We start from the raw sequence: 25,887 nt of genomic DNA, 5'->3' as shown, positions 1-25,887 counted from the left end.
GAAATATCGCCTATGAGGCGTTTCTTTGCTTCCGGCCGGGGACGGGTTCGTTTCCCGGGCAAGGATGGGTAACGTCCGATCATGGACACGATGGCGGTCGAGCAGAACGGCATCAACGCCGTCCCCGAGCGGGAGCGGCACGGCAGGCCGAGAGACCTGTTCTGGCCCTGGGCGGGCTCGAACCTGTCGCTGTTCGGGGTGGCCTTCGGCGTGTACGTGGTCGGGCTCGGGCTGGGCGTGGTGCCCGCGATCGTCACCGGGGCCGTCGGGTACGCGCTGTCGTTCCTGCTGGTCGGCCTGGTCGCGATCGCGGGCACCAGGTCGGGGGTGCCGACGATGACGCTGGGCCGGGCGCCGTTCGGCTACCAGGGCAACAAGCTGCCGACGCTGTTCTCGTACGTCTCGAATGTCGGCTGGGAGATCGTGCTCGTCACGCTCGCGGCGCAGAGCGGCGCGGAGATCATCCAGCGGCTCGTTCCCGCGTGGAGAGGCGCGTCCACGCCGATCACGGCGGTGTGCTTCGCCGTCGCGGCGGCCGTGGTGATCGCGGTCGGCGTGTACGGCCACCAAATGATCATGGTGGTGCAGCGTTACCTGACCTACGCGTTCATCGTGCTGACGGTCGTCTACATGGTGCTCATGGTGCCCAGGCTCGGCACGGGCTCCCTGGAGACGACGTCGGGCGCGGGCGGCTGGGTGGGCGGGGTCATCTTCGCCATGACGTTGCTGGGCCTGGGCTGGGTGAACTGCGGCGCCGACTACTCCCGCTACCTGCCCACCCGCTCACGGGCGCGCTCGGTGGCCCTGTGGACGACGCTCGGGGGCGCGCTGCCGCCGCTGGTGCTGCTCGTGTTCGGGGTGCTGCTGGCCGGCGGCGATCCCACGCTGGCCGGGCAGGCGGGGGCCAACCCGGTGGCGGCGCTGGCGGGGGCGTTGCCGACCTGGTTCCTGGTGCCGTACCTGCTGACCGCCGTCGGCGGCTTCCTGGCCGGCGCGATCATGGACATCTACTCGTCCGGGCTGTCGATGCTGGCGCTCGGCGTGCCGATCAGGCGGCACTACGCGGTGCTGGTCGACGGGCTGCTCATGGTGCTCGGCGGCTACTACCTGCTGTTCGTCTCCACGAGCTTCCTGGCCACGTTCCAGGCGTTCCTGGCGATCGTCGGCGTCGTGATGGCGGCCTGGGTCGCGATCTTCCTGGTGGACATGTGGCGGCTGCGGGCCGGCGGGCGCGAGTACGACGAGCGGCTGCTGCGGGCGGGCGCGCCCGCGCTCAACTGGCAGGGCCTGGTGTCGCTGGTCGTGGCGTCGGCCGCCGGCCTCGGGCTGATCACCTCGGCCGATCCGAACATCGCCGGTCTCGTCGGGTTCCTGATGAGCGACGAGCTGAAGAGCGGCACGTTCGGGACGGCGAACATCGGCGTGGCGATCGCGCTCGTGCTGGCCGGGCTGCTGTACTTCGTGATCACCGCTGTCGCCCGGCCTCGCCGTGTTGTTACTGTTGGTGATTGATGACTGACTTTCCGCTACGTCTGCTGAGATCGTCCGTGCACGTCACGGCCGCCGGGCTGCTCCTGATCGCCGTGCTCGGCGCGCTGCGCGAGGGTCGCGGCTGGCCGGCCGCCGGTGGGGTGCTGCTCGGCCTCCTGTACGCCGCCGGCCCCGCGCTCCAGGGCCGGGCCGTGGCCGGGCAGGTCTGGCTGGGGCTGGTGACCGGCTGGTGGGCCGTGCTGGCCGTGGCGGCGCCGCCGTTCGTGTGGGTGGCGTTCCCGCTGCTGTTCGCGTACCTGCACGTGCTGCCGCTGTGGGGGGCCATGTTCGGCGTGGCGGTGCTGACGTCGGCGGCGATCGTGACGGCGGCCTGGCACGCGGGCGAGCTGACGACGGCGCTGCTGGTCGGGCCGGGCGTCGCGGCGGTCGTGGTGACGCTGCTGGCGCTGGCCTGCAAGGCGCTGCGGGCGGCCGGACAGAGTTGAGCCGGTCAGGCGGTGACGATCGCGAAGTCCGGCACCGGGCGGTCGAGCACGGCCACCAGCCGTTGCAGCACCGTCGTGTCGCCCTCGCGCCGCACCCCTTCCACCCCCTTGCCCGTCAGCAGGCCCACGAGCTGCGCCTTCGTCAGCCGCAACGTCAGGTCGGCGGCGCCGTCGCGCGGGGCGGGCTGCTGGATGAACACCCCGTTCGACAGCGTCGTACGGTACCGCTCGCCCAGGTCCGTCAGGTGCCAGTCGATGGACAGGCGCTCGTGCCAGGCCCGGGGCCCGTCCACGCGGATGGCGATCGAGTCGAAGATCTGCTCCACGGTCAGGGCGGCGAAGAAGTCGGGCGAGGCGGTGTCCAGGGTGGCGGGCACGGTGCCGTCGGCCAGCTCCAGCGCGCCCGACAGGTAGCAGTTGCGCCAGGTGGCGTTCTCGGCGCCGTGGCCGAGCCGGGTGTAGACCTCGGCCAGCAGGTCGCGGGCCTCCTTGTTGCCCTCGTCGGCGAAGACCGCGTGGTTGAGGAGCTGGGCGGCGAAGCGCAGGTCGTTCTCGTCGATGTAGCGCCGGGCGAACGCGACCACGGCCGCCCCGCCGCCCAGGCACTCGACGTACCGCATCGCGCTCTCCCGGGGCGGGTGCTCCCACAGGTGCGCCGGGTTGCCGTCGAACCAGCCCAGGTACCGCTGGTAGACGGCCTTGACGTTGTGCACCAGCGAGCCGGAGTAGCCCTGCGTGTGCCAGGCCCGCTCCAGGTCGGGCGGAAGCTGGACGACCTCGGCGATCTCGGGTGCCGTCAGGCCCTTGTTGAGCAGGCGCAGGGTCTGGTCGTGCAGGTAGGCGTACATGTCCCGTTGCCGGCTGAGGAAGCGCTCCACGCGCTCGGCGCCCCACGTGGGCCAGTGGTGCGAGGCGAAGGCGACGTCGGCGCGGCCGGCGAACAGGGCGATGGCCTCGGTCAGGTACCTGGCCCAGGCGCGCACATCCCGCACGGCGGCGCCGCGCAGCGGCAGGAGGCTGTGCTGGTTGTGGGTGGCGTTCTCGGCCAGGCAGAGGGCGCGCCGGTCGGGCAGCAGGACGTTCATCTCGGCGGGGGCCTCGGCGCCCGGGGTGAGCTGGAAGATCATCCTGACGCCGTCGACCGTCTCCTCCTGGCCGGTGCGGGCGATCTCGTCCGTGGGCGGGATGAGCGACATGGTGCCCGTCGAGGCGGTCATGCCCAGCCCGGCGCCGACCTGGCCCCGCGGGGAGCGGGGCAGGGCGCGGCCGTACATGTAGACGGCGCGGCGGGCCATGGCGGGGCCGGCGTAGAAGTTCTCGGCCACGGCGTGCCGCATGAAGCCGGCGGGCGCGAGGATGGGCACGCCGCCGCCGGTGACGCCGCGGACGCCGCCGAAGTGGTCGGCGTGGGCGTGCGTGTAGATGACGCCGGTGACGGGGCGCTCGCCGCGGTGGGCGCGGTACAGCTTGAGCGCAGCGGCGGCGCACTCGGTGGAGATGAGCGGGTCCATGACGACGACGCCGCGCTCGCCCTCGATCAGCGTCATGTTGGACAGGTCCAGGCCCCGTACCTGGTAGACGCCGTCGGTGACCTCGTACAGGCCCTGTTTGGAGCAGAGCTGGCCCTGTCTCCAGAGGCTGGGATGGGCGGTGCCGGGGCAGTCCCCCTGGAGGAAGTCGTAGGAGTCGTTGTCCCACACGACCCTGCCGTCGACCGTTCTGATCACGGCGGGGCTGAGCTTCGCGATGAAGCCGCGGTCCGCGTCCTCGAAGTCGCCTCTGTCGTGGAAGGGAAGGTCTGCCATGCACAGCCGCATGCCCTCCTTTCCCGGCAAATAGCTCAATAAAGGCCCTAAATAGGATGAATCTCCGACAAGTGGATGTGGTTGGCTTGGGTGCCATGGAAGCGTGCGTGTTCGACCTCGATGGGGTGCTGGTGGACAGCGAGCCGGTCTGGGAGGAGGTGCGCCGGGCGTTCGTCGCCGACCACGGAGGCACCTGGCAGCCCGACACGCAGTCCAGACTCATGGGCATGAGCACCGGCGAATGGGCCGCGTACCTGCACGAGCTCGGCGTCGAGCTGCCCCCCGACGAGATCGCGCGCGGCGTCGTCGAGCAGATGGCCGCACGCTACCGCGACGACGTGCCGCTCATGCCCGGGGCCGTCGAGACCGTCCGGCGGCTGTCCGGACGGATCACGCTGGGGCTGGCCAGCTCGTCCCCGCGCCGGCTCATCGACGTCGTTCTGGAGGCGGCCGAGCTGACGGAGTGCTTCGCGGCCACCGTCTCCACCGAGGAGGTGCCGCGCGGCAAGCCCGCGCCCGACGGCTACCTGGAGGCCGCCCGGCGCATCGGGGCCGACCCCCAGAAATGCGTGGCGGTCGAGGACTCCAGCAACGGGCTCCGCTCGGCGTACGCGGCAGGAATGCGCGTGATCGCGGTGCCGCACCCGCGCTACCCACCCGCGCCCGACGCGCTCGCCCTGGCCTGGCGCGTCCTGCCCGGCCTCGACGCGCTCTCAGCCGAACTCGCCGGGTGAAGAACCCCAGGAGGCGCTGAGCTCAGGGCTGCTCTCGTGGAACGTCAGTGCCCATGGCTACCATGTGGGAATCGTGCGAGACATCACGGTTTTCAGCGGCAGCGCCCATCCCGAACTGGCCGAGGAGATCTGCGCCCACCTGGGCACCCCTCTGCACCCCGTCCAGATCAACCGCTTCGCCAATGACGTGCTCGAAGTGCAGCTCCAGGCCAACTGCCGCGAGCGCGACGTGTACCTCATCCAGCCGCTCGTGCCTCCCGTGCAGGAGCACCTCGTCGAGCTGCTGCTCATGCTCGACGCCGCCCGCGGCGCCTCCGCCGCCCGGACCACCGTGGTGATGCCTCATTACGCCTACGCCCGAAGTGACAAGAAAGACGCGCCGCGCATCTCGATCGGCGCCCGGCTGGTCGCCGACCTGATGGTGGCCGCGGGTGCCAGCCGGGTGCTGGCGATGACGCTGCACTCGCCGCAGGTGCACGGCTTCTTCAGCGTCCCCGTCGACCACCTGCACGCGCTGCGCGAGCTGGCCGCGCACTTCCGCCGGTACGACTTGTCCAACACGGTCGTCGTCTCGCCCGACCTCGGCAACGCCAAGGAGGCCGCGCACTTCGCCCGCCTGCTCGGCACCGGCGTCGCCATGGGCGCCAAGCAGCGCTTCAGCGACGACCGCGTCGTGATCAGCTCCGTGATCGGCGACGTGGCCGGCAAGGACGTCATCATCCTCGACGACGAGATCGCCAAGGGCAGCACGGTCATCGAGCTGCTCGACCGGCTGCGCGAACGCGACGTGCGGTCCGTACGCGTGGCGTGCACGCACGGCCTGTTCTCGGCCGACGCCCTCGACCGGCTCAGCGCGCTGCCCGAGGTGCAGGAGATCGTCTGCACCAACACCGTCCCGCCGCCCAAGCCCACCGACAAGCTCACCGTGCTGTCGATCGCGTCGGCCCTGGCCGAGGCCATGCGCCGGATCCACTACGGCGAGTCGGTCAGCGCCCTGTTCAGCACATCCTGAGCAGCCCCGTTCAGTACATCCTGATGGTCTGCCCCGTCACCCGCCGCCCCTGGTGCGAGGCCAGGAACGTGATCACCTCGGCCACGTCCTCCGGCTGCGCGATCTCCTTGAGCACCGCGCTCTCGGCGACCGCCCTGGCCACCTCGTCGTTGATCCAGCCGGTGTCGGTGACGGGCGGGTAGACCATGTTGGCCGTGATGCCGTAGCGGCCCAGCTCGTGCGCGGCCGACATGGTGTAGTTCTCCTGGGCGGCCTTCGCCGCGCCGTACGAGACCTCGGTCGGGAAGCCGTCGCGCCCGCCGGAGGTCAGGCCGATGATGCGGCCCCAGCTCGCCCCGCGCGCCAGGTGCCGCCGCGCGAACTCCGCGATCAGCAGCGCGGCCGCCCGCGCGTCCACCGCGAACTGCCGGTCGTGCGTCTCGGCGTCCACGAGCCGCAGCGGGCGGCCGAACCCGTCGCGCTCGGTGGGCGTGAAGGTGTCGCTGAGCCAGCCGCTGGCGTTGTTGACCAGGATCTCCACCGGCCCGAACGTCTCCTCCGCCAGGTCGAACAGCCGCTTCGGCGCCTCCGCGTCGGCCAGGTCGGCCTCGAACGCCTCCGCGGTGCCGCCCGCCTCGCGGATGCGGCGCACCACCTCGTCGGCGGTGCCGGCACGGGCCCGGTCGTAGGTGTCCGGATAGGCGGGCTCGTTCAAGGGCTCAAGCCGTTTGTACGTCAGGAGCACCGCGACCCCTTCGGCCGCCAGTGCGCTCGCGGTCGCCGCGCCGATGCCGTGATTGGCGCCTGTGATCAGCGCGACCTTTCCTGACAGCCCTGTATCGATCATAGTTGCCATCATGCACGCAGCCACCGAGCGACTGCTCACGCATTTTCTCGAGAGCATCGAGCCCGCCGTCCCCCTGGTCGCACTCTGGGCGCACGGCTCGCTCGCGGCGGGCGACTACCAGGAAGGACGCAGCGACCTCGACCTGATCGCGGTGCTCGACTCGCCGGCCACGATGGGCGACTGGCGGCGGATCAAGGCCGTGCACCGCAGGATCCGCCTGCCGCTGGCGGAGCTGCTGCACTGCTCGTACATGTCCAGGCAGGAGCTGGACGACCTCGGGGCCGAGCACATCACGTGGGCGCACCAGCAGATCTACCGGCGCCCCGTCAGCGCCGTCACCCGGCGCGAGCTGCACGACGGGGCCAGGGTCCTGTACGGGCCGCCGCCCGCCGGCCTGCTGCCGCCCGTCTCGGACGAGGAGCTGATCCGGTATGTCCGTACGGACCTGCGCGACTTCTGGCTCGTCAAGGCGCAGGAGCGGCGGCGCTGGCTGCAGGACGTCTGGGTGGACCTCGGCATGCTGACCGTCGCCAGGGCCACGGTCACGCTGCGGGAGGGGCGGCTGATCAGCAAGCTGGAGGCGCTGGACGTGCTGGCCGGGATGGGGGCGCCGGAGCCGGTGGTGGCCGACGTGCGCGCCCGCCGCTACGGGACGCCGCGGCCGGTGCTGAGCCGGTTCAGGCGGGGGCGGCTGGCGCGGGCGTTCGTCAGGTCGGCGATCAGGCAGGCGCTCGCCACCGCCTGAGAGGGATCAACGGCCGGACGGGCGCACGCACCTCCTGAGTTTTCGCAGGAAGAATGGCAAGGCTCCGGTGGTTTGTTACGAGCGTAGTGCTGGCACCAATCACCACCTGAAACCGGGAAAGGGCGGCAAATGGGGGAAAGCAGGCAGTCCTATCTGGTGGCCGCGGCGTCGGCCGTGTCGCTCCTGCGCGATCCGGCCGTGGCGGCGTCGTGGGACAAGCCGAGCGCGCTGATGGAGTTCAGCGTCGCGGGACTGGCCGGGCACCTGGCCCACCAGCTCGTACGGGTCGGCGACGTGCTCCCGCCCAACGGCCAGGCCGGGGAGCCCATCACGCTCATCGAGCACTACTCGCGCTCGCCGTGGGTGCAGGCGGGCCTCGACCACGAGAGCAACCTCAGCGTCCGGCGCGGCGGCGAGGCGGCCGCGGCGGCCGGCCCGCCGTGCTCGTCGAGCGGGCCCAGGCGCTGTACGAGATGCAGAGCGCCGCCCTGGCCGCCGAGCCCGCCGACCGGGTCGTGTTCCTGCCGTGGTCCGGCTGGTCGCTGCGGCTCGACGACTTCCTGCTCACCCGGCTCGTGGAGCTCGTCGTCCACTCCGACGACCTGGCCGCCAGCGTGGGGGTGGAGACCCCCGAGCTGCCCGCCTCGGTGATCGACCCGGTGGTGGAGCTGCTGGCCCGGCTCGCCGTGCATCGCCACGGGCCGACGGCGGTCATCCGTACGCTGAGCAGGGCCGAACGCGCTCCGGCCACGATCAGCGCCTTTTGACCCGCGGGCGGGGCCGGCCCTGATCAGCGGGTACGTCGCGCGGGACCTCTGTGCGTAACCGGCCGTGACCAGCGGCCATTGATCTTCCCGGCAGGGGCAGGCCGTGATCAGGGGATGCTCGTGTCGTCGCTCCCGCTCCCGTTCACGATCATGCGCAGGGCCGCGACCACCTCGCGGCCCGACAGCGCGCTGTCCGGGTCGAGCAGCCACTGCGACAGGAACCCGGTCAGCATGGCCTGGTAGACCGTGCCGGTGAGGCGCTCGCGCTCGGGATCCGTGCCCTGCGCCACCCCCTCGAACAGCTCGGCGAGGCCCAGCCGCGCCTCCCCGATCGCCCGTACGAGCTGCTCGCGCACCTCCGGCACGTGGTCGATCTGCCCGAGCAGCTCGAACTGCGTCACCCACAGCGGCCGCAGCTTCTCGAACGACTCCACCACCCGGTCCCACGCCGCCTCGAACCGCTCCAGCGGCGTGGCGTCGGCCCGCACGTCGGCCGCCAGCGTGGCCTCCAGCTCCTCGCCCCACTCCTGCATCACCTCGAACAGCGCCTCGTTCATCAGCGCTTCCTTCGACTTGAAGTGGTAGCCGATGCCCGCCAGGCTCACGCCGGACGCGTTCGCGATGTCACGCGCCGTCGTGCGCGAGTAGCCCTTCTCGATCAGGCACTGCTTCGCCCCCGCCAGCAGATCTTCCCTGTTTCCCATGCCCAGAGGCTAACACAATCGTCCTAGACAAGCGTCTCAGACAGATGTACCGTCCCATCCATGACGAACATCCTCATTTCGGGAGCGAGCATCGCCGGCACCGCCACGGCGTACTGGCTGCGCCGGCACGGCTACGCCGTGACCGTCGTCGAGCGCGCCCCCGCCATCCGCACCGGCGGCTACAAGGTGGACCTGCGCGGGGCGGCACTGCAGGTCATCGAGCGCATGGGCCTGCTGGACGCCGTCCGCGCCAGAGCCACCGACATGCGCGTCGCCACCTACTACGACGCCTCGGGCCGCCCGCTGACCACCGTCGACGCCGACCTGTTCGGCGGACGCACCGGCCCCGACGCCGAGATCATGCGCGGCGACCTCAACGAGCTGCTGTACGACCTGACCCGCGACGACGTCGAGTACATCTTCGACGACTCCATCACCGGCATCGCCGAGGACGGCACCGTCACGTTCGAACGATCCCGCCCACGCGCGTTCGACCTCATCGTCGGAGCCGACGGCGCGCACTCCAACGTCCGGCGGCTCACCTTCGGCGACGAGTCCGCCTTCACCCGCGACCTCGGCCACTACATCTCGATCTGCACCGTGCCCAACACCCTCGGCCTGGACCGCGAGGAAGCCGTCCACGCCACCGCCGGCCGGACCGCCAACGTCTACAGCACCCGCCAGGACACACGCGCCAAGGCCCTGTTCATGTGGTCCTCCCCGCCCCTCACCTACGACCACCGCGACGTCGCCGCGCAGAAGAACCTGCTCGCCCAGGCCATGGACGGGGTCGGCTGGCAGGTGCCCGCCCTCCTCGACGCGGCCCGCGACGCCGACGACTTCTACTTCGACTCCGTCGCCCAGATCCACCTCGACCGCTGGTCCAAAGGCCGCGTCGTGCTGGTCGGCGACGCCGGCTACTGCGCCTCACCCGCCTCCGGGCAGGGGACGAGCCTGGCCGTCGTCGGGGCGTACGTGCTGGCGGGCGAGCTGGCCACGGGCGGTGGGACGGACGGCTACGAACGCGAGCTCCGGCCCTTCGTGACGGCCAACCAGGCACTGGGCCCGGCCAACATCAAGGGGATGGTGATCGGGTCACGGGCGGCACTGTGGTTCCAGCTCACGATGATGCGCCTGCTCCCGCACCTGCCCGGCCGGAACCGGATGATCGAACGGATCACCGGCCCCATCGCCCGCGCCGCCAACGCCATCACCCTCAAGACCTACGATCACTGACCCGCCTACCCCCTGCTTCCAGCCCCACCGACCCCGACCCCCGGGTCCCCGGACCCACGAACCCCACATCCACGGCACCTTCAACCACGGGCCCCTTCAACCATGGGTCCTTCAACCCACCGCCCACTTCACCCCACGGGCCCCTCCAACTCACGGGCCCCTTCCACCTACGGGACCCTTCGCCCCAGGCTCGCCCAGGCCCCCTTCAGCCCACGGCCCCCTTCGACCAACGGCATCCTTCGACCAACGGACCCCAGCCCACGAACCCCAGACCCGGGCCCACTCGCCCGACAGACGCCTCCCCTTACTACTTTCGTCGTAACAGCGTTTCCCCAGCCCGCCCCTACCCTGTGACCATGCGATTCGCACTGCTCGGCGTGGCGGTCCTCGCGGTGTCCCTGTTCGTGATGAGCGGGCAGATGGGGGTGCCGTCCGACCTCCCGTTCCCCGTGCAGGTCGCGATCGCCGGCGCGGCGGGCGTGGCCGCCTGGCACGCGCGGCGTTCCTGGTGGCCGCTGGCCGCCCTCGGCGCCGTCACCTATGCCTGGCTGGTGGTGTGGCCGCCGCTGCTGGTCGCCTCCTACTTCGCCGGCCGTACGCTCGGCAGGGGCCGCGGTCTGGCCGCCTACCTAGGGGCATGCCTGGCCGTCCAGGGCGTCTCTGCGCTCGTCGGTGAGGCCCGCGACGGCCCGCAGGAGATCATGACCGCGAGCCTCGGCAACGCCCTGTTCATGGCGCTGGGCACGATCGGCCTCCCGCTGGCCGTGGGCCTGTGGACACGCGCCAGGAAGGAGACGGCCGAGGAGCGCGCGCGACGGCTCGAACGCGAGCAGATCATGCGGGCCGAGCAGGTCAGAGCACAGGAACGCGCCAGGATCGCCAGGGAGATGCACGACATCGTCGCCCACCGGGTCTCGCTCATCGTGCTGCACGCGGGCGCCCTGGAGGTGCGCACCACCGACGAGGAGACCGCCGAGACCGCCGCCCTGATCGGCGGCATCGGCAGAGAGGCCCTGTCAAACCTCCGCGACGTGCTCGGCGTCCTCCGCACCCCTCGCCCCGACTCCCCCGCCCCCGACCTCAGCCCGCACCCCGCCCTGGACGACCCCGACCTCAGCCCACGTCCCGCCCTGGGCGACCCCGACGCCACCTACCGACCACAGCCCACCCTCGGCGACCTCGACCGCTTACTCGACCAGTCCCGCGCACTCGGCATCACGGTGACCAGACACGACGAGGGAGATCCCCGGCCGGTGGAGGAAACGGTGGAGCGCACCGCGTACCGAGTGATCCAGGAAGCACTCACCAACGTGCACAAGCACGCAGGCGACGCCCACACGGACGTCCTGCTGCGCTTCGCGGACGGAGAACTGGAGGTGGAGATCCGCAACCAACGCCCACACGGACACCCCGAGAACCTCCTCGGCACGGACCTGTCAGGCGCCGGCTGGGGCCTGGTAGGACTACGCGAACGCGTGGAGCTGCTCGGCGGCACACTCCGCACCAGCACCGAGGAAAGCGGCGGCTTCCTCGTCAGCGCCAGGATCCCGGCATGAGGAGACTGCACCACCGCAGTCGTCCGGAGCCGGCCCTGAGCAGCCCTCACGCGAGCGGCTTCGCCATGCACGACGCGGGGACTGTAAGGGTCCAGGGCACCACCGCAGGCGGCGGGAGCCCGGGATGATCAGGGTCCTGGTGGTGGACGACGAGGCTCTCGTCCGGTCCGGGCTGCGCATGATCCTGGAGGCGGCGGGCGACATCTCCGTGATCGGCGAGGCCCGCGACGGCGCCGAGGCCGTCTCGGCGGTGGGGCGGTTGCGGCCGGAGGTGGTGCTGATGGACGTGCGGATGCCCGGCATGGACGGCCTCACCGCCGCCGCCCGCATCCTCAAGGCCCCCGAGGCGCCAAAGGTAGTCATGCTGACCACGTTCGACGCGGACGAGTACGTACACGAAGCGCTGCGCCTCGGCGCCGTGGGCTTCCTGCTCAAGGACACCCCGCCGAGAGAGCTCGCCTCCGCGGTGCGCACGGTCGCGGGCGGCCAGGCGATGCTCTCGCCGTCCGTGACGAAGCGGGTGATCGAGCAGTACGCCGACCGCGCCCCCTCTCGCGCGGAGGCGGCCCGCCGGCAGCTTGAGGGCCTCACCGACCGGGAGGAGGACGTCATCAAGGCGCTGGCCCGCGGCCTGTCCAACGCGGAGATCGGCCGCGAGCTACGCCTGACGGAGGCCACGGTGAAGGCCCACGTCAGCCGGGTACTGGCCAAGCTGGGGCTGGCCAACCGCGTCCAGGCAGCAATCCTCGTCCACGACGCCGACCTCACCTGACCCCACCCGCCCGACCCGAATGGCTGCCACGCCCCCGGCGACTGGTGCACCCTCGGACGGCTAGCCCCTCCTGACGGCTGGCCAAGCGCCCCTGACGGTATGGCGCGCGCCCGAACGGCTGACCCCGCCCCGAACGGCTGGCCAAGCCCCGGACGGCTGGCCCGCCTTCGGGCGGTTGAGCCGAGCGCCTCCGGGCACGGGGCTCGGCGTCCGCATGGCGGAGCTACCAAACACAAGGCGCGGCGCACGCGCGCCAGGCGTCCCTCACACGGGCCCAGCGTTCGCCTGACCGGACGCCGCACGCAAGCCTGTGCTCAGGTGGCCGGCACCCGGACGCAGGACCCGGACACAGTGCCCGGACACGGGGCTCGGACACGGGGTTCTGCGTCCGCGTGGCCGAGCCGTCAGACACGGGGCGCGGCGCTCGCGTGCCGGGCGCCCCTCACCCGGGCCCAGCGTTCGCCTGACCGGACGCCGCGCACGCGAGCCCTGCGCTCACATGGACGGGCGCCCGGACATTGAACCGGGACAAAGCCCTCGGACACAGGGCCCGGCGCCCGCCAAGCCGCACGCCGCGCACACGAGCCCTGGGCTCACCCAGCCGGGCGACCTGGACATGGGGCTCCGAGGGTGGGCGGGTGAGGACGTGCGGATGGGGGTGCATCGGTGGGCGTGTGCGGGAGGGGGTCAGCTGGGGAGCGGGGTGCCTGGGCAGCCGCGGTCGATGCGGCCCGTTTCGAAGTAGCGGACCACGTCGGCCGCGCATTCCGGTACGCGGGTGGTCGAGACGTGCACGTCGTCGGCGACCGTGTAGACGGTGCCGCCGATGGCGCGGCGCGTCTGCAACGTCCAGTCGTAGGCGGACATGAACTCGTACAGGTGCCCGCCCAGCACCAGCGACCCGCTGCCCCGCCGCAGCTCGGCCTGCTGGACGGGGAGCGGCCAGCCCTGGCACATGGCGCCGCCCAGGCCCCAGCCGCGGCCGGTTGCCGGGAGGCGTTCGACGAGGCGCTGGTAGGTGCGCCAGGCGGTGTCGAAGGAGGGTCGGCTGTCGTCCTCGTTGCAGGCGACGGCCCAGTTCATGGTGCGGTTCAGCATTTCGGGTGCGCCGGGCGCGGGGGTGCCCATCATGGGGGCGCCCAGCAGTTGCTTGACGGTGGGTGGGGCGGTCGTGCCGGTTGACGTGCGCAGCTCGGACAGGGCCTTGCCCGCGCGTGCCCAGTCGGTCGAGTTGAGCTTGGCCAGGTCCGCGACGGCCGAGCCGTCGATGGGACGCTGCAGGTCGGTGTAGGTTTTGGGGCTCTTGTCGTACGTGCGGACCAGCTTGGCCACCTCCCGGCGCACCTGGGCGGCGGTGGCGCCGAGACCGTAGAGGCCGTCGCGGCGGGCCAGCCAGGCGGCCATCCGCCCGAAGTCGCGCTCGGCCGCCTCCGCGGCACCCTCCGTGTGCCGGACGAGGTCGGTCCACGGCGGCGCGACGCTGTCCAGGAAGGCCCGTCCGGTGTGCTGTGGGAACTGGCTGCGGTACACCATGCCCAGGTAGGTGCCCCAGGAGAAGCCGAGCAGGTTGAGCTTGCTCTCCCCCAGCGCGGTTCGTACCAGATTGAGGTCCTTGGCCACGTTCGTGGTGGTGAGCTGGCCGAGGAAGGCGGGGTCGGAGCGGCCGCACTGCTGGTTGGCGGCGAGCTGGGCGTCGTAGACCTTCCTCGCCGTCTCCTTGGTGAACGCGCCGGGCGCCTGCGGGCCGACCGGCGGGGTGGGGCAGGCGACCTTGGTGCTGTAGCCGACGCCGCGCGGGTCGAAGCCGATGATGTCGTAGCGCTCGTTGAGCCGCGCCATCTCCTCGTTCCTGAGCGCGGCCCGCAGGATTGGGTCCAGGTAGCCGCTGTTGCCCGGCCCTCCGGGCAGGACGGCTACGGCGCCGAGCCGCTCCTGCTGGTTCGTGGCGGCCAGCCGGGTCACCGCGATGTCGATCGTCCGCCCGGTGGGGTCGCGGTGGTCCAGCGGGACGCTGACCTTGCCGCACTGCAGGCGCTTCATCTCGGTACGGAACGCCGGGATCTGCTCCTCCTTCACGCCGAGGCTCCGGATCACGTCATCGGTGTAGGACGGGCAGGCCGCCCACTCAACGGACGACACACCGGAGCCGGCGCCCAGGGCCGTCGATGTGGCGGCAGTGCTCACAACGGCCGACGCGGTGATGGTGCCCACGGGGGCCGGCACGGTAGCGGTGCTCCCGGTGAGAGGCACGGCGGTGGCGCTCGCCGTGGAAGGATGCGCCACCAGCACTGCCAGCGCCAGCGACAACGCCAACGACAGTGCCAGGGCCGGTGACAGCGACAGCACCGGCGAAGAGGCCGGTGCCGCGCGGGATGTTCGGTGCGTCATGCGGTACAGGAGTAGCGCAGCGGCCGTTTCCGCACCGTTTCCGACCAACCCCAGACACGAGCGCGGGGGTAGGGCGCAAGGTGCTGGCCACGGGCGGGCGCGGTGGCGGGACTCGGTGCGACCCCCAGGGGCACAGGCGGGAGCGCAAGGGCGGGAATGCGGGCAGGGCCGGCACGGGCGCAGGGGCCGGCACGGGCGTAAGGGTCGGCACGGCGCAGGGGCCGGCACGGGTGCAGGGGCGCAAGTTGCTGGCCGCAGGCGGGCGTGGTGGCGAGACGCAGGTGCGGCCCCCGGGCGGCACAGGCGGGTGCGCAAGGGCGGCCACGGGAACGGGGGCGAGATGGCCAGGAACGCGGGCATCGGCGCGAGCGGGCGCACGGCGGAAGCGGGAGTCGGCGCTGGAGTGGGCGTAGGCGCGGCACGGGACGGGGCGCGCGTGCGGGCGCCGAGCGCGGGGCGGGGGCGGGGCATCGGCGCGAGCGGGCGCAGGGCGGGAGCGGGAACCAGCGCTGGAGCGGGCGCAGGGGCGGGGCTGGGGCGGACGCGAGGGGCAGCACTCACGCGAGGGCCGGGGTGGCGGCGCGGCCGCTCGCTTTGGGGCCGCGCTCGCCCCCGCCCCGGTTAGGGGGTTGTTGTCTCCGCGTAGTAGCAGGCTGCCTGGGCCTCTGGGGTGGCGGGCAGGATGGGCAAGGGTTCTGTGCGGCAGCGGGTGTGCACGCCTGCCTCCGCGGCCTTGCCGGAGGCGAGGACCTGGCAGCGGGCGTGGAAGCGGCAGCCGCCGGGGATTCTGGTGGGGTCCGGGGGTTCGCCGGTCAGGACCACTCGTTCGGGGGATTCCGGCAGGACGGACATCAGGGCCTGGGTGTACGGGTGCCGGGGGGCGGTCAGGACCTGTTCGACGGGGCCGGATTCGACGATTCTGCCCAGGTACATGACGGCCACCCGGTCGGCGATGTTCCAGGCCAGGCCGAGGTCGTGGGTGACGACGAGTGCGGACAGGCCGAGTTCGTCGCGTAGGCGGAGCAGGAGGGCCAGGATCTCGCCGCGTACGGAAGCGTCGAGGGAGGCGACGGGCTCGTCGGCGATCAGGACCTTCGGGTTGAGTGCGAGTGCGCCGGCGATGACGACGCGCTGGCGTTGCCCGCCGGACAGCTCGTGCGGGTAGCGCAGGAAGAACCGGTCCGGGGGGCGCAGGCCGGCGTGGGAGAGGGCCTTGGACACGAGGTCCTGCTCGTCCGGGAGGCCGTGGATGCGGGGGCCTTCCGCGACGGCCTCGTACACGGTGTGCCTGGGGTTGAGTGAGCCGGTCGGGTCCTGGAGGACGAGCTGCACCTGGCGGCGGTAGGTCTTGAGTGCCTTGGAGGTGTAGGTGAGGGGGTTGCCGTCGTAGCGGACCTCGCCGGAGGTGGGGCGTTCGAGGCCGAGGAGGGTGCGGGCGAGCGTGGTCTTGCCGCAGCCGGACTCGCCGACCAGGGCGACGATCTCGCCTTCGCCGATGGCCAGGTTGACGCCGTCCACGGCGCGGGCGCGGCGGCCCCGGGAGGAGAACTCGACGTGCAGGTCGCGGGCCTCCAGCAGGGTCGGCCGGGTCGTCGTGACCGCCTCGGCGGTGGTCTGCGTCTCAGTCATGCGAGCTCCTCCCACGGGCAGTCTCCGTCATGCGAGCTCCTCCCACGGGCAATCTCCGTCATGCGAGCTCCTCCCACGGGCAACAGCGCGTGCGACGACGGACTCGGCCAAACGACGGTCGTGGTCATGCGGGCTCTTCCGTAGCTGGAGCCGAAGCCGGGGCGGTGGCGGTGGCGGGCTTGGCGTGGATGCAGGCCGCCACCCGCCCCGCCCCCGCCGCCCAAAGCTCGACGTCGAGCGTAGGGCACTCGTCGAGTGCGACGGGGCACCGCGGATGGAACGAGCACCCGGTGGGCAGGTGCATGGGGTCGGGCGGGTCGCCGCCGAGTCCCTTCGGGGCCATGCGGGAGGCGGGGTCGCCGACGGTGGGGAAGGCGGCGGCGAGTGCCCGGCTGTAGGGGTGGCGGGCGTCGTGGAAGACCTCGCTGGACGGGCCGTGCTCGACGACGCGGCCCGCGTACATGACGGCGAGCTGGTCGCAGACGTCGGCGAGCACGGACAGGTCGTGCGAGATCATGATGAGGGAGATGCCCTGCTGGGCGACCAGCTCCTTGATCAGGGTGAGCACCTGGGCCTGCACCATGACGTCGAGGGCGGTGGTGGGCTCGTCGGCGATGATGAGGCGGGGGGAGCAGGCCAGGGCCATGGCGATCATGACGCGTTGCCGCTGGCCGCCGGACAGCTCGTGCGGGTAGCTGCGGGCCCGCCAGGCGGGCAGGCCGACCTGTTCGAGCAGTTCGGTGACGCGGCCGCGGGCGGCGTCGGGCTTGGCGAGGTCGTGGACGAGCAGCGGCTCGGCGATCTGGTCGCCGATGCGGCGGACGGGGTTGAGGCCGTGCTGGGCGCCCTGGAAGACGATGGACGCCTCGGCCCAGCGGACGGCGCGCAGGCGGCCCCATTTCATGGCCAGCACGTCCTCGCCGTCGAGCAGGATCCGGCCGCTGACGCGCGCGTCCCGGGGCAGGAGCCGGAGCAGCGCCATGGCCAGCGTGGACTTGCCGGATCCTGACTCGCCGGCGACTCCGAGTGCCGCTCCGGAGTCGAGGGTCAGTGACACTCCCCGTACGGCTGGCACGTCGCCCGACGCGATGCGGTAGGTCACGGACACGTCGTCAAGTTCGAGCAGGCTCATGCGGCCCTCCTCAGCCGGGGGTCGGACGCGGCCTTTCCGAGCAGGCTCATGCGGCCCTCCAAAAGCACGACCTCTCCGAGCAGGCTCATGCGGCCCTCCTCAGCCGGGGGTTGAGCACGGCCTCCAGGGCTCGGCCGACGAGGGTGAACGCCATGACGACGACGAGGATGGCCAGGCCGGGGATGAGGATGTACCACCAGGCGCCCTGGTCGGCGGCGCCGAAGTCGTAGGAGGCGCGCAGCATGGTGCCCCAGGAGGTCTTGTTGGAGGTGACGCCGAGGAAGGCGAGCGTCGATTCGGTGACGATGGCGCTGGCGACCTCCAGCGTGGTGCTGGCCAGCAGCAGCGGGGCCACGTTGGGCAGCACGTGCCGGGTGGTGATGTGCCAGTGTCCGGCGCCGAGTGCCTTGGACCGTTCGATGTAGGGCCGGGCTTCGACGGCGAGCGTCTGGGCTCTGATGAGGCGGGCGGTGGACGGCCACGAGGTGACGGCGATGGCCATGATGACGGTGAACGTGCTGCCGCCGAGGATGGCGGCCAGTACGAGCGCCGTGACCAGCGACGGCAGCACGAGGAACCAGTCGGTGACGCGCATGAGCACGCCGTTGGTCCAGCCGCGGAAGTGCCCGGCGGCGACGCCGACGACGAGGCCGATGACGATGCTGAGCACGGCGGCGAGGAAGCCGATGAGCAGGGACGTGCGCGAGCCCCACCAGATCATCAGCAGGATGGAGCGCCCGGACTCGTCGGTGCCGAAGGGGAAGGACAGGCTGGGGCCGTCCCATTTCTCCCCTGGCGCCTCGACGACGTTCGTCACGCTCTCGTCGATGAACAGCGGCGCGACGAGCGCGAGCAGCACGGCGGCGAGCAGGATCACGAGGCCGGCGACGCCGGCGCGGTGGTGGCGGAACTCGGCCCAGAAGCGGCTCAGGGCGAGCCGCCTGCGGGCCATGGCGACACTGGTCATGCCGATCTCACCCTCGGGTCGAGCAGGTGGTACACGACGTCGGCCAGCGTGTTCATGACGATCACCGACACGGTGATGAGCATGAACGTGCCCTGCATGAGCGTGAAGTCGGGCACCTCGATCGCGCGGTAGAAGAGCTGGCCGAGGCCGGGCCAGGTGTAGATGTACTCGACGGTGACCGCGCCGCCGACGACGAAGCCGATGCGCATGAACACCAGCGTGACGGTGGGCAGCAGCGCGTTCGGGACGGCGTGGCGGCGGCGTACCTCGTCGTCGCGCAGGCCCTTGGCGCGGGCCACGGTCACGTAGTCCTGGCTGACCTCCTCCAGGAGGGAGGAGCGCATGACCATCAGGTACTGGGCGTACACGACGGCGACGAGGGTCAGGCAGGGCAGCACCATGTGGGAGGCGACGTCGAGGACGTAGCCGAACCCGTCGGGCGCGTCCACGCTCTCGATGCCGCGGAACGGGAAGAGGCTGGGAATGGGCCCGATGCCGACGCCGAACACCATCATCAGCAGCAGCCCGAGCCAGAACGTCGGCACGGACCACAGCAGCAGCGACACGCCGGTGGACACGCGGTCGAAGCGGCTGCCGTGCCGCCATCCGGCGCGGGTGCCCTGCCAGATGCCGAGGCTGACCGCGATGACCAGGCCGGTGCCGGTGAGCAGCAGCGTCGGGCCGATGCGCTCGCCGATCAGGTCGATGACCGGCCGCTTGTACTCGTAGGAGGTGCCGAGGTCGAGGCGGAGCGTGTCGCCGACGAAGTTGAGGAACTGGTCGATGAGCGGCTTGTCGAGGCCGAGGCGGCGCCGTTCGAGGTCGAGCTGGTCCGGGGTCATGTTGCGGCCCTGGGCCAGGTTGCGCACGGGGTCGCCGGGCAGCAGCCGGAAGACGAAGAACGTGCCGACGAGCACCATGGCGATGCTGAACAGCGCCCCACCGGCCTTGGACAGCGCGTACTGTAGCGTGCCGCGGCTGGTGGGGCGCTCGTCAGCGGGGCCCGCCGCCTGGACGGCGGGCTCTGCTGATTCAAGCGGAGTCGTCATTCGGAGTTTTCTTGGCTTATTCGCGCTCGTCGGCGGTGCTCTTGCGCCGCCTGGTCAGGAGGAAGGCCGCCGCCCCGACGACGATCACGCCGCCGACGATGCCGGCGATCAGGCCGGTGTTGGAGCCGCCGCCCGCGCTGCCGCCGCCGGCCGCCTGGGCCTTGACGTCGACGGTGTAGAACGGCCAGTAGCCGCTGCCGCCGTACAGCAGGCCCTTGTCCTCGGGGATGGGCGTGATGCTGGTGATGCGGTCCTTGCGGTAGCCCTCGAGGTCGTTGGTGTAGTAGATGGCGATGATGGGAGCGTCGGTGTAGAGCTGCTCCTGCATCTTCTTGATGATCTCGGCGCGCTTGGTGCGGTCGAGCTCCTTCTGCTGGTCCTTGTAGAGCTGCTCGAAGGTCTTGTTGCAGTAGAAGGACTCGGTGCCGCCGCCTTCGCCGTTGGCGTCGGGCCGGCGGCTGCACAGGTGCGTGGCGAAGACCTCTTCGGGGTCGGGGTTGACCGACCAGCCGCTGATGGCGATGTCGAAGTTGCCGGTGATGCCGGTCTCCTCGGTGAACTTGCTGGAGTCCAGCTTCACCGTGGTGAGCGTGACGCCGATCTCCTTCAGGAAGCCCGTCATGTACTCGGCGAGCTTGTCCTCGATGGGGGTGTCGGTGTGGATGGTGAAGCGCCATTCGAGCTTGCGCTTGCCGTCGGGCATCGTACGGATGCCGTCGGCGCCCTTCTTGTACCCGGCGTCGTCGAGAATCTTGTTGGCCTTGGCGGGGTCGTAGGTGACCTTGGTGTCGCCGGTGGCCTCCCAGAAGAAGTCCTTGTACATGGGCGGCACGATGGAGCCGTCGGCGACCTTGGCCAGGCCGTTCTGGACCTCGTCGACCAGCTTCTGCTTGTCGATGGCGTAGTGCAGCGCCTGGCGGACCTTGACGTCCTTCAGGGCGGGGTGGCCGTCGCCGATCGGCTTGTCGTCGCTGGTGGTGGCGCCGTGGTTGATCTGCAGGTACGACGCGCGCCGGCCCTGGGTGTTCCACGCCTCGATGTTCGGGTTGTTCTGGATGCCCTCGAACTCCTGCGGGGTCATCCGGCCGAGCAGGTCGATGTCACCGTTCTTCAGGCCGGCGATGGCGGCCTGCGGGTTGTCGTAGAAGATGACCTGCAGCTCGTCGATCTTCGGCTTGCCCCGCCAGTAGTTGGGGTTGGCCTGAAGCTTGACGTAGTTGTCCTTCTTGTGCTCGATCGCGATGTACGGACCGCTGGTCACAGCGGGGTACTTCTCCGCGTCGTAGTTGGCCATGTCGGTGACCGACTCCCAGACATGCTTGGGCATGATCGGGACCGGGTTGTCCAGCATGGACGCCTGCGGGGCCTTGAGCTTGATCGTCAGGTCCTGGCCGCTGGCGGTGACGCTCTCGAAGTTCTCCACCGCGGGGCCGTTCGCCGTCTTGGCGGCCTCGTCGGTCATCATCTTGTTGAACGTCCAGGCGGCGTCGTCGGCCGTGATGGGCTGGCCGTCGGACCACTTGGCCTGCCGGATCTTGAACGTCCAGGTGAGCCCGTCCTCGGACGTGGTCCACGACTCGGCCAGGTCGGGGCTGGGCTGGAGCGTCTTGGAGTCGGGCACGGTGAGGAAGCCGTACATCCAGCGGTGGATGGACGTCGAGACCAGGCGGACGGCCAGGAACGGGTTCATGGAGTCCATGGCCTGGGTCGCGCCGACCCGTACGATCTTCTTCCCCGCCGCCGGATCCTGGGCGTGGGCCGCCGTGGCGCCCTGTCCGGCCACTAATAGCGCGGCACCCAGCACAGCCAGGCGCGCGAACCATTTCCTCATGTGTGCCTCACCTTCAGGCGGGGGGTTCCTGTGTAGAGAAAGGCACACCATACGGAGTCCGCATGTCAACGAGGTGCGGAAAATTGTTTCACCTTCGTTTCCTTTGGCGGTGTAAATTTTCAGCGCTCTTGGCACTACCGTGAGCTGGTGCCCCGCCCGCTCATCGCAGTGACCTGCGTCGTGATCGTCGCCTGCGGGCTCGGTGTCCGCGCCCTGTGGGACGGGCCGGTGCCGAAGTACGCCGGCGACGCGCTCTACACCGCCTTGATCTACGCGCTCGTCGTGCTGATCCTGCCCAGGGTACGCCCGTGGGTGGCGGCGGCGGTGTCGGCCGGGCTGAGCTGGGCGATCGAGTTCGCCCAGCTCGCCGAGATCCCCGAGGTGCTGCGGCCGGTGCTGGGCAGCACGTTCAACCCGCCCGACCTGCTCTGGTACGCCGTCGGCGCGGCGCTCTGCTGGCTAGCCCACCATCGACTGCGTGCCGAGGACACCGAGCAGGGCTAGGCGCTCGGCGTCCGGGGTGCCCGGCTCGGCCGTGTAGACCATGATGCGCAGGTTGCTGCCCGCCACGCTGAGGATGTCGCAGTCGAGCGTCAGCGGCCCCACCTGCGGATGCTCGATGGTCTTGGGGCCGCCCTCCTGCCGCCCGACGACCCCCGAGTCCCACAGCTCGGCGAACCGCGCGCTGCCGGCCCGCAGCTCCGCGACCAGCCGCCGCAGCTGCTGGTCGGCCGGGTACTGGGCGGCGGTGGCCCGCAGGTCGGCCACCATCATGGCCTCGAATGTGCGCCGCTCCTCCGGCGTGTACCTGACCCGGCTGCCGGGGCCGACGAAGTTGCGCCAGACGCCGTTGCGCTCGTTGCCGCGCCAGCCGGACGGGTCGCCCATCAGCGCCGCGTACATCGGGTTGGCCAGCAGCAGCGTCCAGGCCGCGTCGTAGACGCCGACGGGCGTGCCGGCCAGCCGGTCGAGCATGCGGTGCACGCTGGGCGGGATGAACGCGGGCACGGTGTCGGGGCAGGGCGGCGCCAGCCCCGCCGTCCTGAACAGGTAGGAGCGCTCGTCGGCCGACAGCCGCAGCGCCCGCGCCAGTGCCTCGACGACCTGCGGCGACGGGTTGGCGGCCCGGCCCTGTTCGAGGCGGGTGACGTAGTCGACGGAGATCCCGGCGAGCAGTGCCAGCTCCTCGCGGCGCAGCCCCGCCGCGCGCCGGCGCCCGCCGGCGGCCAGCCCCACGGTCTCCGGCGCCACCCGCTCCCGCCAGCGCCGCACCGCCTGCCCGAACTCCCTCATGCCCCCAGTCTCCCCCTTCCGCCCGGAAGGTTCCTGGCACTGTCAGTCCCAGGAAAACCGGACGAATGGCTACGCCGGGGGCCGCGCCGCAGGCTGGAGGCATGACGACGACATTGATCACCGGAGCGAACAAGGGTCTCGGCCACGAGACCGCCCGCCGCCTCATCGAGGCCGGCCACACCGTCTACCTGGGCAGCCGCGACGCCGAGCGCGGCCGGGCGGCCGCCGACCGGCTCGGCGCGCGGCTGGTCGTCCTCGACGTCACCGACGACGACTCGGTGGCCGCCGCCGTCAAGACCATCGAGGCGGACGGCGGCCTGGACGTGCTGGTCAACAACGCCGGCATCGAGGGCAGGACGGCGGACGGAGGCGTGATCGGCGCCGCGGACGTGACGGCCGACGACCTGCGCACCATCTTCGAGACGAACGTCTTCGGCCTGGTGCGCGTCACGCACGCCTTCCTGCCCCTGCTGCTGCGCTCCCCCGCGCCCGTCGTGGTGAACGTCAGCAGCGGCCTGGCCTCCCTGGCCAGGATGACCACCGAGGGCACGCCGGCGTACGCGTACCCGGGGGTCGCCTATCCCGCCTCCAAGGCGGCGGTGAACATGATCACCGTGCAGTACGCGAAGGCGTTCCCCCAGCTGCGCGTCAACGCCGTCGAGCCCGGGTTCACCAAGACGGACCTCAACCACAACACCGGCATCCAGACCGTCGAGGAGGGCGCCGAGATCATCGTCAGGATGGCCCAGGTCGCCCCCGACGGCCCCACCGGCGGCTACTTCGACGCCAAGGGCCCGCTCCCCTGGTGACCTAGTGGCAGCCGCCCGAGCCGCAGCACGACGACCCGCTCACCTGGGGCAGCAGGTCGACCTTGCCGCGCAGCTCGTAACCGGCCTCGACCACGGCGGCATCGATCAGCGCGGCGTCGACCGGCGCCGCGCTGGTCACGGTCACCGCCCCGGACGCCAGGTCGACCTCGACCCCGCTCACCCCGGCCACCTTGCCGACCTCCTGAGTCACGGCGCTCACACAGTGACCGCAGGTCATGCCCTCGACCTGGTACGTGGCGACAGTCATGGCAAAACTCCTCACTCTCGGGGTCTCGTGACGCCCAATATACCCCCCTAGGGTAAAGACGCATACATCGGCATCCCACGGAAAGGGGGGTGGAAACACGGATGTCCAAGGGGGACGAGTCACATGCTGGACGGCAAGACCATCGCTTTCCTGGTCGCTCCCGAGGGAGTCGAGCAGGTGGAGCTCACGGAACCGTGGAAGGCGGTCAAGCAGGCGGGCGGCACTCCCAAGCTCGTCTCGACCTCTTCCGGCCAGGTCCAGGGGTTCAACCACCTGGACAAGGCGGACACGTTCGCCGTGGACAACACGGTGGACAGCGCCGAAGCGGCCTCCTTCGACGGCCTCGTCCTGCCGGGCGGGGTCGCGAACCCGGACTTCCTGCGCACGGTGCCCGAGGCCGTGCGGTTCGTCCGGGCGTTCTTCGACGCCGGCAAGCCGGTGGCCGCGATCTGCCACGCCCCGTGGACGCTGATCGAGGCCGACGTCGTACGCGGCCGGACACTGACGTCCTGGCCCAGCCTCCAGACCGACCTGCGCAACGCCGGGGCGACCTGGGTGGACAAGGAGGTCATGGTCTGCACGCAGGGCCCGAACACGCTGGTGACCAGCCGCAAGCCGGACGACCTCAAGGCGTTCTGCCAGGCGGCCACGGACGCCTTCTCCTGACCTGCGAGGTGGCCTCCTCCCCCGGCAAGGAGGAGGCCACCGAACCGCCTGACGAGATCGAAACCCGCCTGTAACGCCTTGTCCCCTGGGCAGAAATGGTCTAGACGTAGACCAAAAGGAGCGTCCTCCGCGCCCCCCAGGGAGACCTCAATGACCACTGAAGAGGATTCCAGGCGACTGGCCGAGCTCGGCTACAAGCAGGAGCTGGCCCGCACCTGGAGCGGTTTCTCCAACTTCGCCATCTCCTTCTCGATCATCTCCATCCTCGCCGGCTGCTTCACGACCTTCGGACAGGCGTGGAACAACGGCGGCCCCATCGCCATCTCGTGGGGCTGGCCGCTGATCTCCGTGTTCATCCTGATCATCGGTTTCTGCATGTCGGAGCTGGTGTCGGCGTACCCGACGGCGGGCGGCATCTACTGGTGGGCCGCCAAGCTGGGCAAGCCGATCCACGGCTGGTTCACCGGCTGGCTCAACCTCATCGGGCTCGTCGCCGTCACCGCGTCGGTCGACTACGGCTGCGCCACGTTTCTCAACATCACCCTCAACCGCCTGACCGGCGGCGCCTGGGAGGGCACCCTCCCGCAGGCGTTCCTCCTCTTCGTGATCGTCCTCGCGCTGCACGCGCTGATCAACATCTACAGCCACAAGCTGATCTCGCTCCTGCAGAACGTCTCCGTCTGGTGGCACGTGGCCGGCGCCGCGATCGTCGTCGCCATCCTGATCTTCGCGCCCGAGAACCACCAGTCGGCGTCCTTCGTCTTCTTCGGCACCAACAACAGCTCCGGCTTCGGCGACGGTTCCGACGGGCTGCCCTTCTGGCTGTACGTGCTGCCGCTCGGCTTCCTGCTCACCCAGTACACGATCACCGGCTTCGACGCCTGCGCGCACGTGTCGGAGGAGACCCAGGGGGCGGCCAGGAGCGCGGCCCGCGGCCTGTGGCAGTCGATCTTCTACTCGGCCATCGGCGGCTGGATCCTGCTGCTGTCGTTCCTGTTCGCCGCCACGCATGTGGACGAGATCAACAAGAACGCCGGCTTCGTCGGCACCATCTTCGACACCGCGCTGTCGTCCCCGCTGGCCACGGCCATCTTCGCGATCTCCACGATCGGCCAGTTCTTCTGCGGCATGAGCTGCGTGACCTCGATGTCCCGCATGACCTACGCGTTCTCGCGCGACGGCGCCGTGCCCGGCTGGCGCCTGTGGTCGAAGGTGGACCGCAACCGCACCCCCGTCAACGCGATCATCGCCGGCTGCGTCGCCGCCGCCCTGATCACCCTGCCCGCCCTCTACGCCCCCGCCGGCCTGACCACGCCGGTCGCCTTCTACGCCGTCGTGTCGATCGCCGTCATCGGCCTCTACCTGGCCTTCCTCATCCCCATCTGGCTGCGGCTGCGCATGGGCGACGCCTTCCAGCCCGGCCCGTGGACGCTCGGCAGGAAGTACAAGGCGCTGTGCTGGATCGCCTGCGTCGAGATCGTGATCGTCTCGATCTACTTCATCATGCCGTTCTCCCCGGCCGGCGTACCCGGCAGCGCGGACTTCACCTGGACGTCCGTCAACTACGCGCCGATCGCCGTCGGGGTGGTGCTGATCGGCATCGCGCTGTGGTGGGCCCTGTCGGCCCGCCACTGGTTCACGGGACCCCGCCGCACGATCGACGAGGTCCCTGCCGCGTGAAAGATCGATGGGTACGGCGTGCTCACGCCGTACCCATCGGCC

24 protein-coding genes are annotated in these 25,887 nt (G+C 70.8%); 13 read left to right on the top strand and 11 right to left on the bottom strand.

Annotated elements, in window-relative coordinates; translation table 11 throughout:
* Window positions 1-81: 81 nt before the first annotated feature.
* Both KIS93_RS36115 and KIS93_RS36110 read left to right on the top strand, forming a co-directional pair.
* Entirely contained in the window at window positions 82-1,512 is a 1,431-nt protein-coding gene (locus tag KIS93_RS36115) for a purine-cytosine permease family protein (RefSeq protein WP_080043456.1), read from the top strand.
* Entirely contained in the window at window positions 1,512-1,976 is a 465-nt protein-coding gene (locus KIS93_RS36110) for a hypothetical protein (protein ID WP_155128658.1), read from the top strand. The genes KIS93_RS36115 and KIS93_RS36110 overlap by 1 nt, the downstream gene beginning before the upstream one ends.
* Window positions 1,977-1,981: 5 nt before the next feature.
* Here the strand turns inward: KIS93_RS36110 and KIS93_RS36105 are convergent, their stop codons facing one another.
* Window positions 1,982-3,781 (bottom strand): alkyl/aryl-sulfatase, encoded by a 1,800-nt coding sequence (locus KIS93_RS36105; protein WP_080047312.1) that lies wholly within the window; start codon window positions 3,779-3,781, stop codon window positions 1,982-1,984.
* Between the two features lie 107 nt (window positions 3,782-3,888).
* Between KIS93_RS36105 and KIS93_RS36100 the strand changes: the two genes are divergently transcribed.
* The gene (locus tag KIS93_RS36100) at window positions 3,889-4,515 is read left to right on the top strand and encodes an HAD family hydrolase (RefSeq protein ID WP_222107701.1); all 627 of its coding nucleotides are present in this window, start codon (window positions 3,889-3,891) and stop codon (window positions 4,513-4,515) included.
* Between the two features lie 73 nt (window positions 4,516-4,588).
* Window positions 4,589-5,527 (top strand): ribose-phosphate diphosphokinase, encoded by a 939-nt coding sequence (locus KIS93_RS36095; protein WP_080047313.1) that lies wholly within the window; start codon window positions 4,589-4,591, stop codon window positions 5,525-5,527.
* A gap of 10 nt (window positions 5,528-5,537) precedes the next feature.
* On the opposite strand, the gene KIS93_RS36090 is transcribed toward KIS93_RS36095, so the two are convergent.
* Entirely contained in the window at window positions 5,538-6,353 is an 816-nt protein-coding gene (locus KIS93_RS36090) for an SDR family NAD(P)-dependent oxidoreductase (protein ID WP_080043459.1), read from the bottom strand.
* A 10-nt stretch (window positions 6,354-6,363) separates the two neighbouring features.
* Here KIS93_RS36090 and KIS93_RS36085 point away from each other — a divergent pair, with 10 nt between their 5' ends.
* Window positions 6,364-7,098, top strand: a complete 735-nt coding sequence (locus tag KIS93_RS36085; RefSeq protein WP_080043460.1) for a nucleotidyltransferase domain-containing protein — start codon at window positions 6,364-6,366, stop codon at window positions 7,096-7,098.
* A 440-nt stretch (window positions 7,099-7,538) separates the two neighbouring features.
* Complete coding sequence (locus KIS93_RS63680; protein WP_222107700.1) at window positions 7,539-7,865, top strand: hypothetical protein; 327 nt, start codon at window positions 7,539-7,541, stop codon at window positions 7,863-7,865.
* A gap of 107 nt (window positions 7,866-7,972) precedes the next feature.
* On the opposite strand, the gene KIS93_RS36075 is transcribed toward KIS93_RS63680, so the two are convergent.
* The gene (locus KIS93_RS36075; RefSeq protein ID WP_080043462.1) at window positions 7,973-8,569 is read right to left on the bottom strand and encodes a TetR/AcrR family transcriptional regulator; all 597 of its coding nucleotides are present in this window, start codon (window positions 8,567-8,569) and stop codon (window positions 7,973-7,975) included.
* 60 nt (window positions 8,570-8,629) lie between these two features.
* Here KIS93_RS36075 and KIS93_RS36070 point away from each other — a divergent pair, with 60 nt between their 5' ends.
* From KIS93_RS36070 to KIS93_RS36060, 3 genes are all read left to right on the top strand, one after another.
* Complete coding sequence (locus KIS93_RS36070; protein ID WP_080043463.1) at window positions 8,630-9,805, top strand: FAD-dependent monooxygenase; 1,176 nt, start codon at window positions 8,630-8,632, stop codon at window positions 9,803-9,805.
* 356 nt (window positions 9,806-10,161) lie between these two features.
* Window positions 10,162-11,361: a sensor histidine kinase gene (locus KIS93_RS36065; RefSeq protein ID WP_080043464.1), complete on the top strand. Its 1,200-nt coding sequence runs from the start codon at window positions 10,162-10,164 to the stop codon at window positions 11,359-11,361.
* Between the two features lie 124 nt (window positions 11,362-11,485).
* Window positions 11,486-12,133, top strand: a complete 648-nt coding sequence (locus tag KIS93_RS36060) for a response regulator (protein ID WP_080043465.1) — start codon at window positions 11,486-11,488, stop codon at window positions 12,131-12,133.
* A 687-nt stretch (window positions 12,134-12,820) separates the two neighbouring features.
* On the opposite strand, the gene KIS93_RS36055 is transcribed toward KIS93_RS36060, so the two are convergent.
* From KIS93_RS36055 to KIS93_RS36030, 6 genes are all read right to left on the bottom strand, one after another.
* Window positions 12,821-14,227 (bottom strand): alpha/beta fold hydrolase, encoded by a 1,407-nt coding sequence (locus KIS93_RS36055; protein WP_186404598.1) that lies wholly within the window; start codon window positions 14,225-14,227, stop codon window positions 12,821-12,823.
* Between the two features lie 915 nt (window positions 14,228-15,142).
* Window positions 15,143-16,150: an ABC transporter ATP-binding protein gene (locus KIS93_RS36050; protein WP_080043467.1), complete on the bottom strand. Its 1,008-nt coding sequence runs from the start codon at window positions 16,148-16,150 to the stop codon at window positions 15,143-15,145.
* Window positions 16,151-16,274: 124 nt separating this feature from the next.
* Window positions 16,275-17,282, bottom strand: a complete 1,008-nt coding sequence (locus KIS93_RS36045; RefSeq protein WP_080043468.1) for an ABC transporter ATP-binding protein — start codon at window positions 17,280-17,282, stop codon at window positions 16,275-16,277.
* An 85-nt stretch (window positions 17,283-17,367) separates the two neighbouring features.
* Window positions 17,368-18,249, bottom strand: coding sequence for an ABC transporter permease (locus tag KIS93_RS36040; RefSeq protein ID WP_080043469.1), 882 nt, complete (start codon window positions 18,247-18,249; stop codon window positions 17,368-17,370).
* Complete coding sequence (locus KIS93_RS36035) at window positions 18,246-19,298, bottom strand: ABC transporter permease (RefSeq protein ID WP_080043470.1); 1,053 nt, start codon at window positions 19,296-19,298, stop codon at window positions 18,246-18,248. The genes KIS93_RS36040 and KIS93_RS36035 overlap by 4 nt, the downstream gene beginning before the upstream one ends.
* A 16-nt stretch (window positions 19,299-19,314) precedes the next feature.
* Entirely contained in the window at window positions 19,315-21,129 is a 1,815-nt protein-coding gene (locus KIS93_RS36030) for an ABC transporter substrate-binding protein (RefSeq protein ID WP_080043471.1), read from the bottom strand.
* A 147-nt stretch (window positions 21,130-21,276) separates the two neighbouring features.
* On the opposite strand from KIS93_RS36030, the gene KIS93_RS36025 reads away from it, so the two are divergent.
* Window positions 21,277-21,633, top strand: coding sequence for a ribosomal maturation YjgA family protein (locus KIS93_RS36025; protein WP_222107699.1), 357 nt, complete (start codon window positions 21,277-21,279; stop codon window positions 21,631-21,633).
* On the opposite strand, the gene KIS93_RS36020 is transcribed toward KIS93_RS36025, so the two are convergent.
* Window positions 21,589-22,422, bottom strand: a complete 834-nt coding sequence (locus KIS93_RS36020) for a helix-turn-helix domain-containing protein (RefSeq protein ID WP_080043473.1) — start codon at window positions 22,420-22,422, stop codon at window positions 21,589-21,591. The genes KIS93_RS36025 and KIS93_RS36020 overlap by 45 nt on opposite strands.
* Before the next feature lie 101 nt (window positions 22,423-22,523).
* Between KIS93_RS36020 and KIS93_RS36015 the strand changes: the two genes are divergently transcribed.
* Window positions 22,524-23,231 carry an SDR family NAD(P)-dependent oxidoreductase gene (locus KIS93_RS36015; protein ID WP_080043474.1) on the top strand — a complete coding sequence of 236 codons (708 nt, stop codon included), beginning with the start codon at window positions 22,524-22,526 and terminating at the stop codon, window positions 23,229-23,231.
* Between the two features lies 1 nt (window position 23,232).
* Here the strand turns inward: KIS93_RS36015 and KIS93_RS36010 are convergent, their stop codons facing one another.
* Window positions 23,233-23,499, bottom strand: a complete 267-nt coding sequence (locus KIS93_RS36010) for a heavy-metal-associated domain-containing protein (RefSeq protein ID WP_080043475.1) — start codon at window positions 23,497-23,499, stop codon at window positions 23,233-23,235.
* Window positions 23,500-23,622: 123 nt separating this feature from the next.
* Here KIS93_RS36010 and KIS93_RS36005 point away from each other — a divergent pair, with 123 nt between their 5' ends.
* Together KIS93_RS36005 and KIS93_RS36000 are read left to right on the top strand one after the other, a co-directional pair.
* Window positions 23,623-24,165 (top strand): type 1 glutamine amidotransferase domain-containing protein, encoded by a 543-nt coding sequence (locus tag KIS93_RS36005; protein WP_080043476.1) that lies wholly within the window; start codon window positions 23,623-23,625, stop codon window positions 24,163-24,165.
* 150 nt (window positions 24,166-24,315) lie between these two features.
* Window positions 24,316-25,845: an amino acid permease gene (locus KIS93_RS36000; RefSeq protein WP_080043477.1), complete on the top strand. Its 1,530-nt coding sequence runs from the start codon at window positions 24,316-24,318 to the stop codon at window positions 25,843-25,845.
* The last annotated feature ends 42 nt before the right edge of the window (window positions 25,846-25,887 follow it).

This window comes from [Actinomadura] parvosata subsp. kistnae (assembly GCF_900323885.1).
GTDB lineage: Bacteria > Actinomycetota > Actinomycetes > Streptosporangiales > Streptosporangiaceae > Nonomuraea > Nonomuraea composti.
The sequence above is the reverse complement of the archived record's forward strand: the minus strand, read 5'-3'. Positions and strand labels throughout refer to the sequence as shown.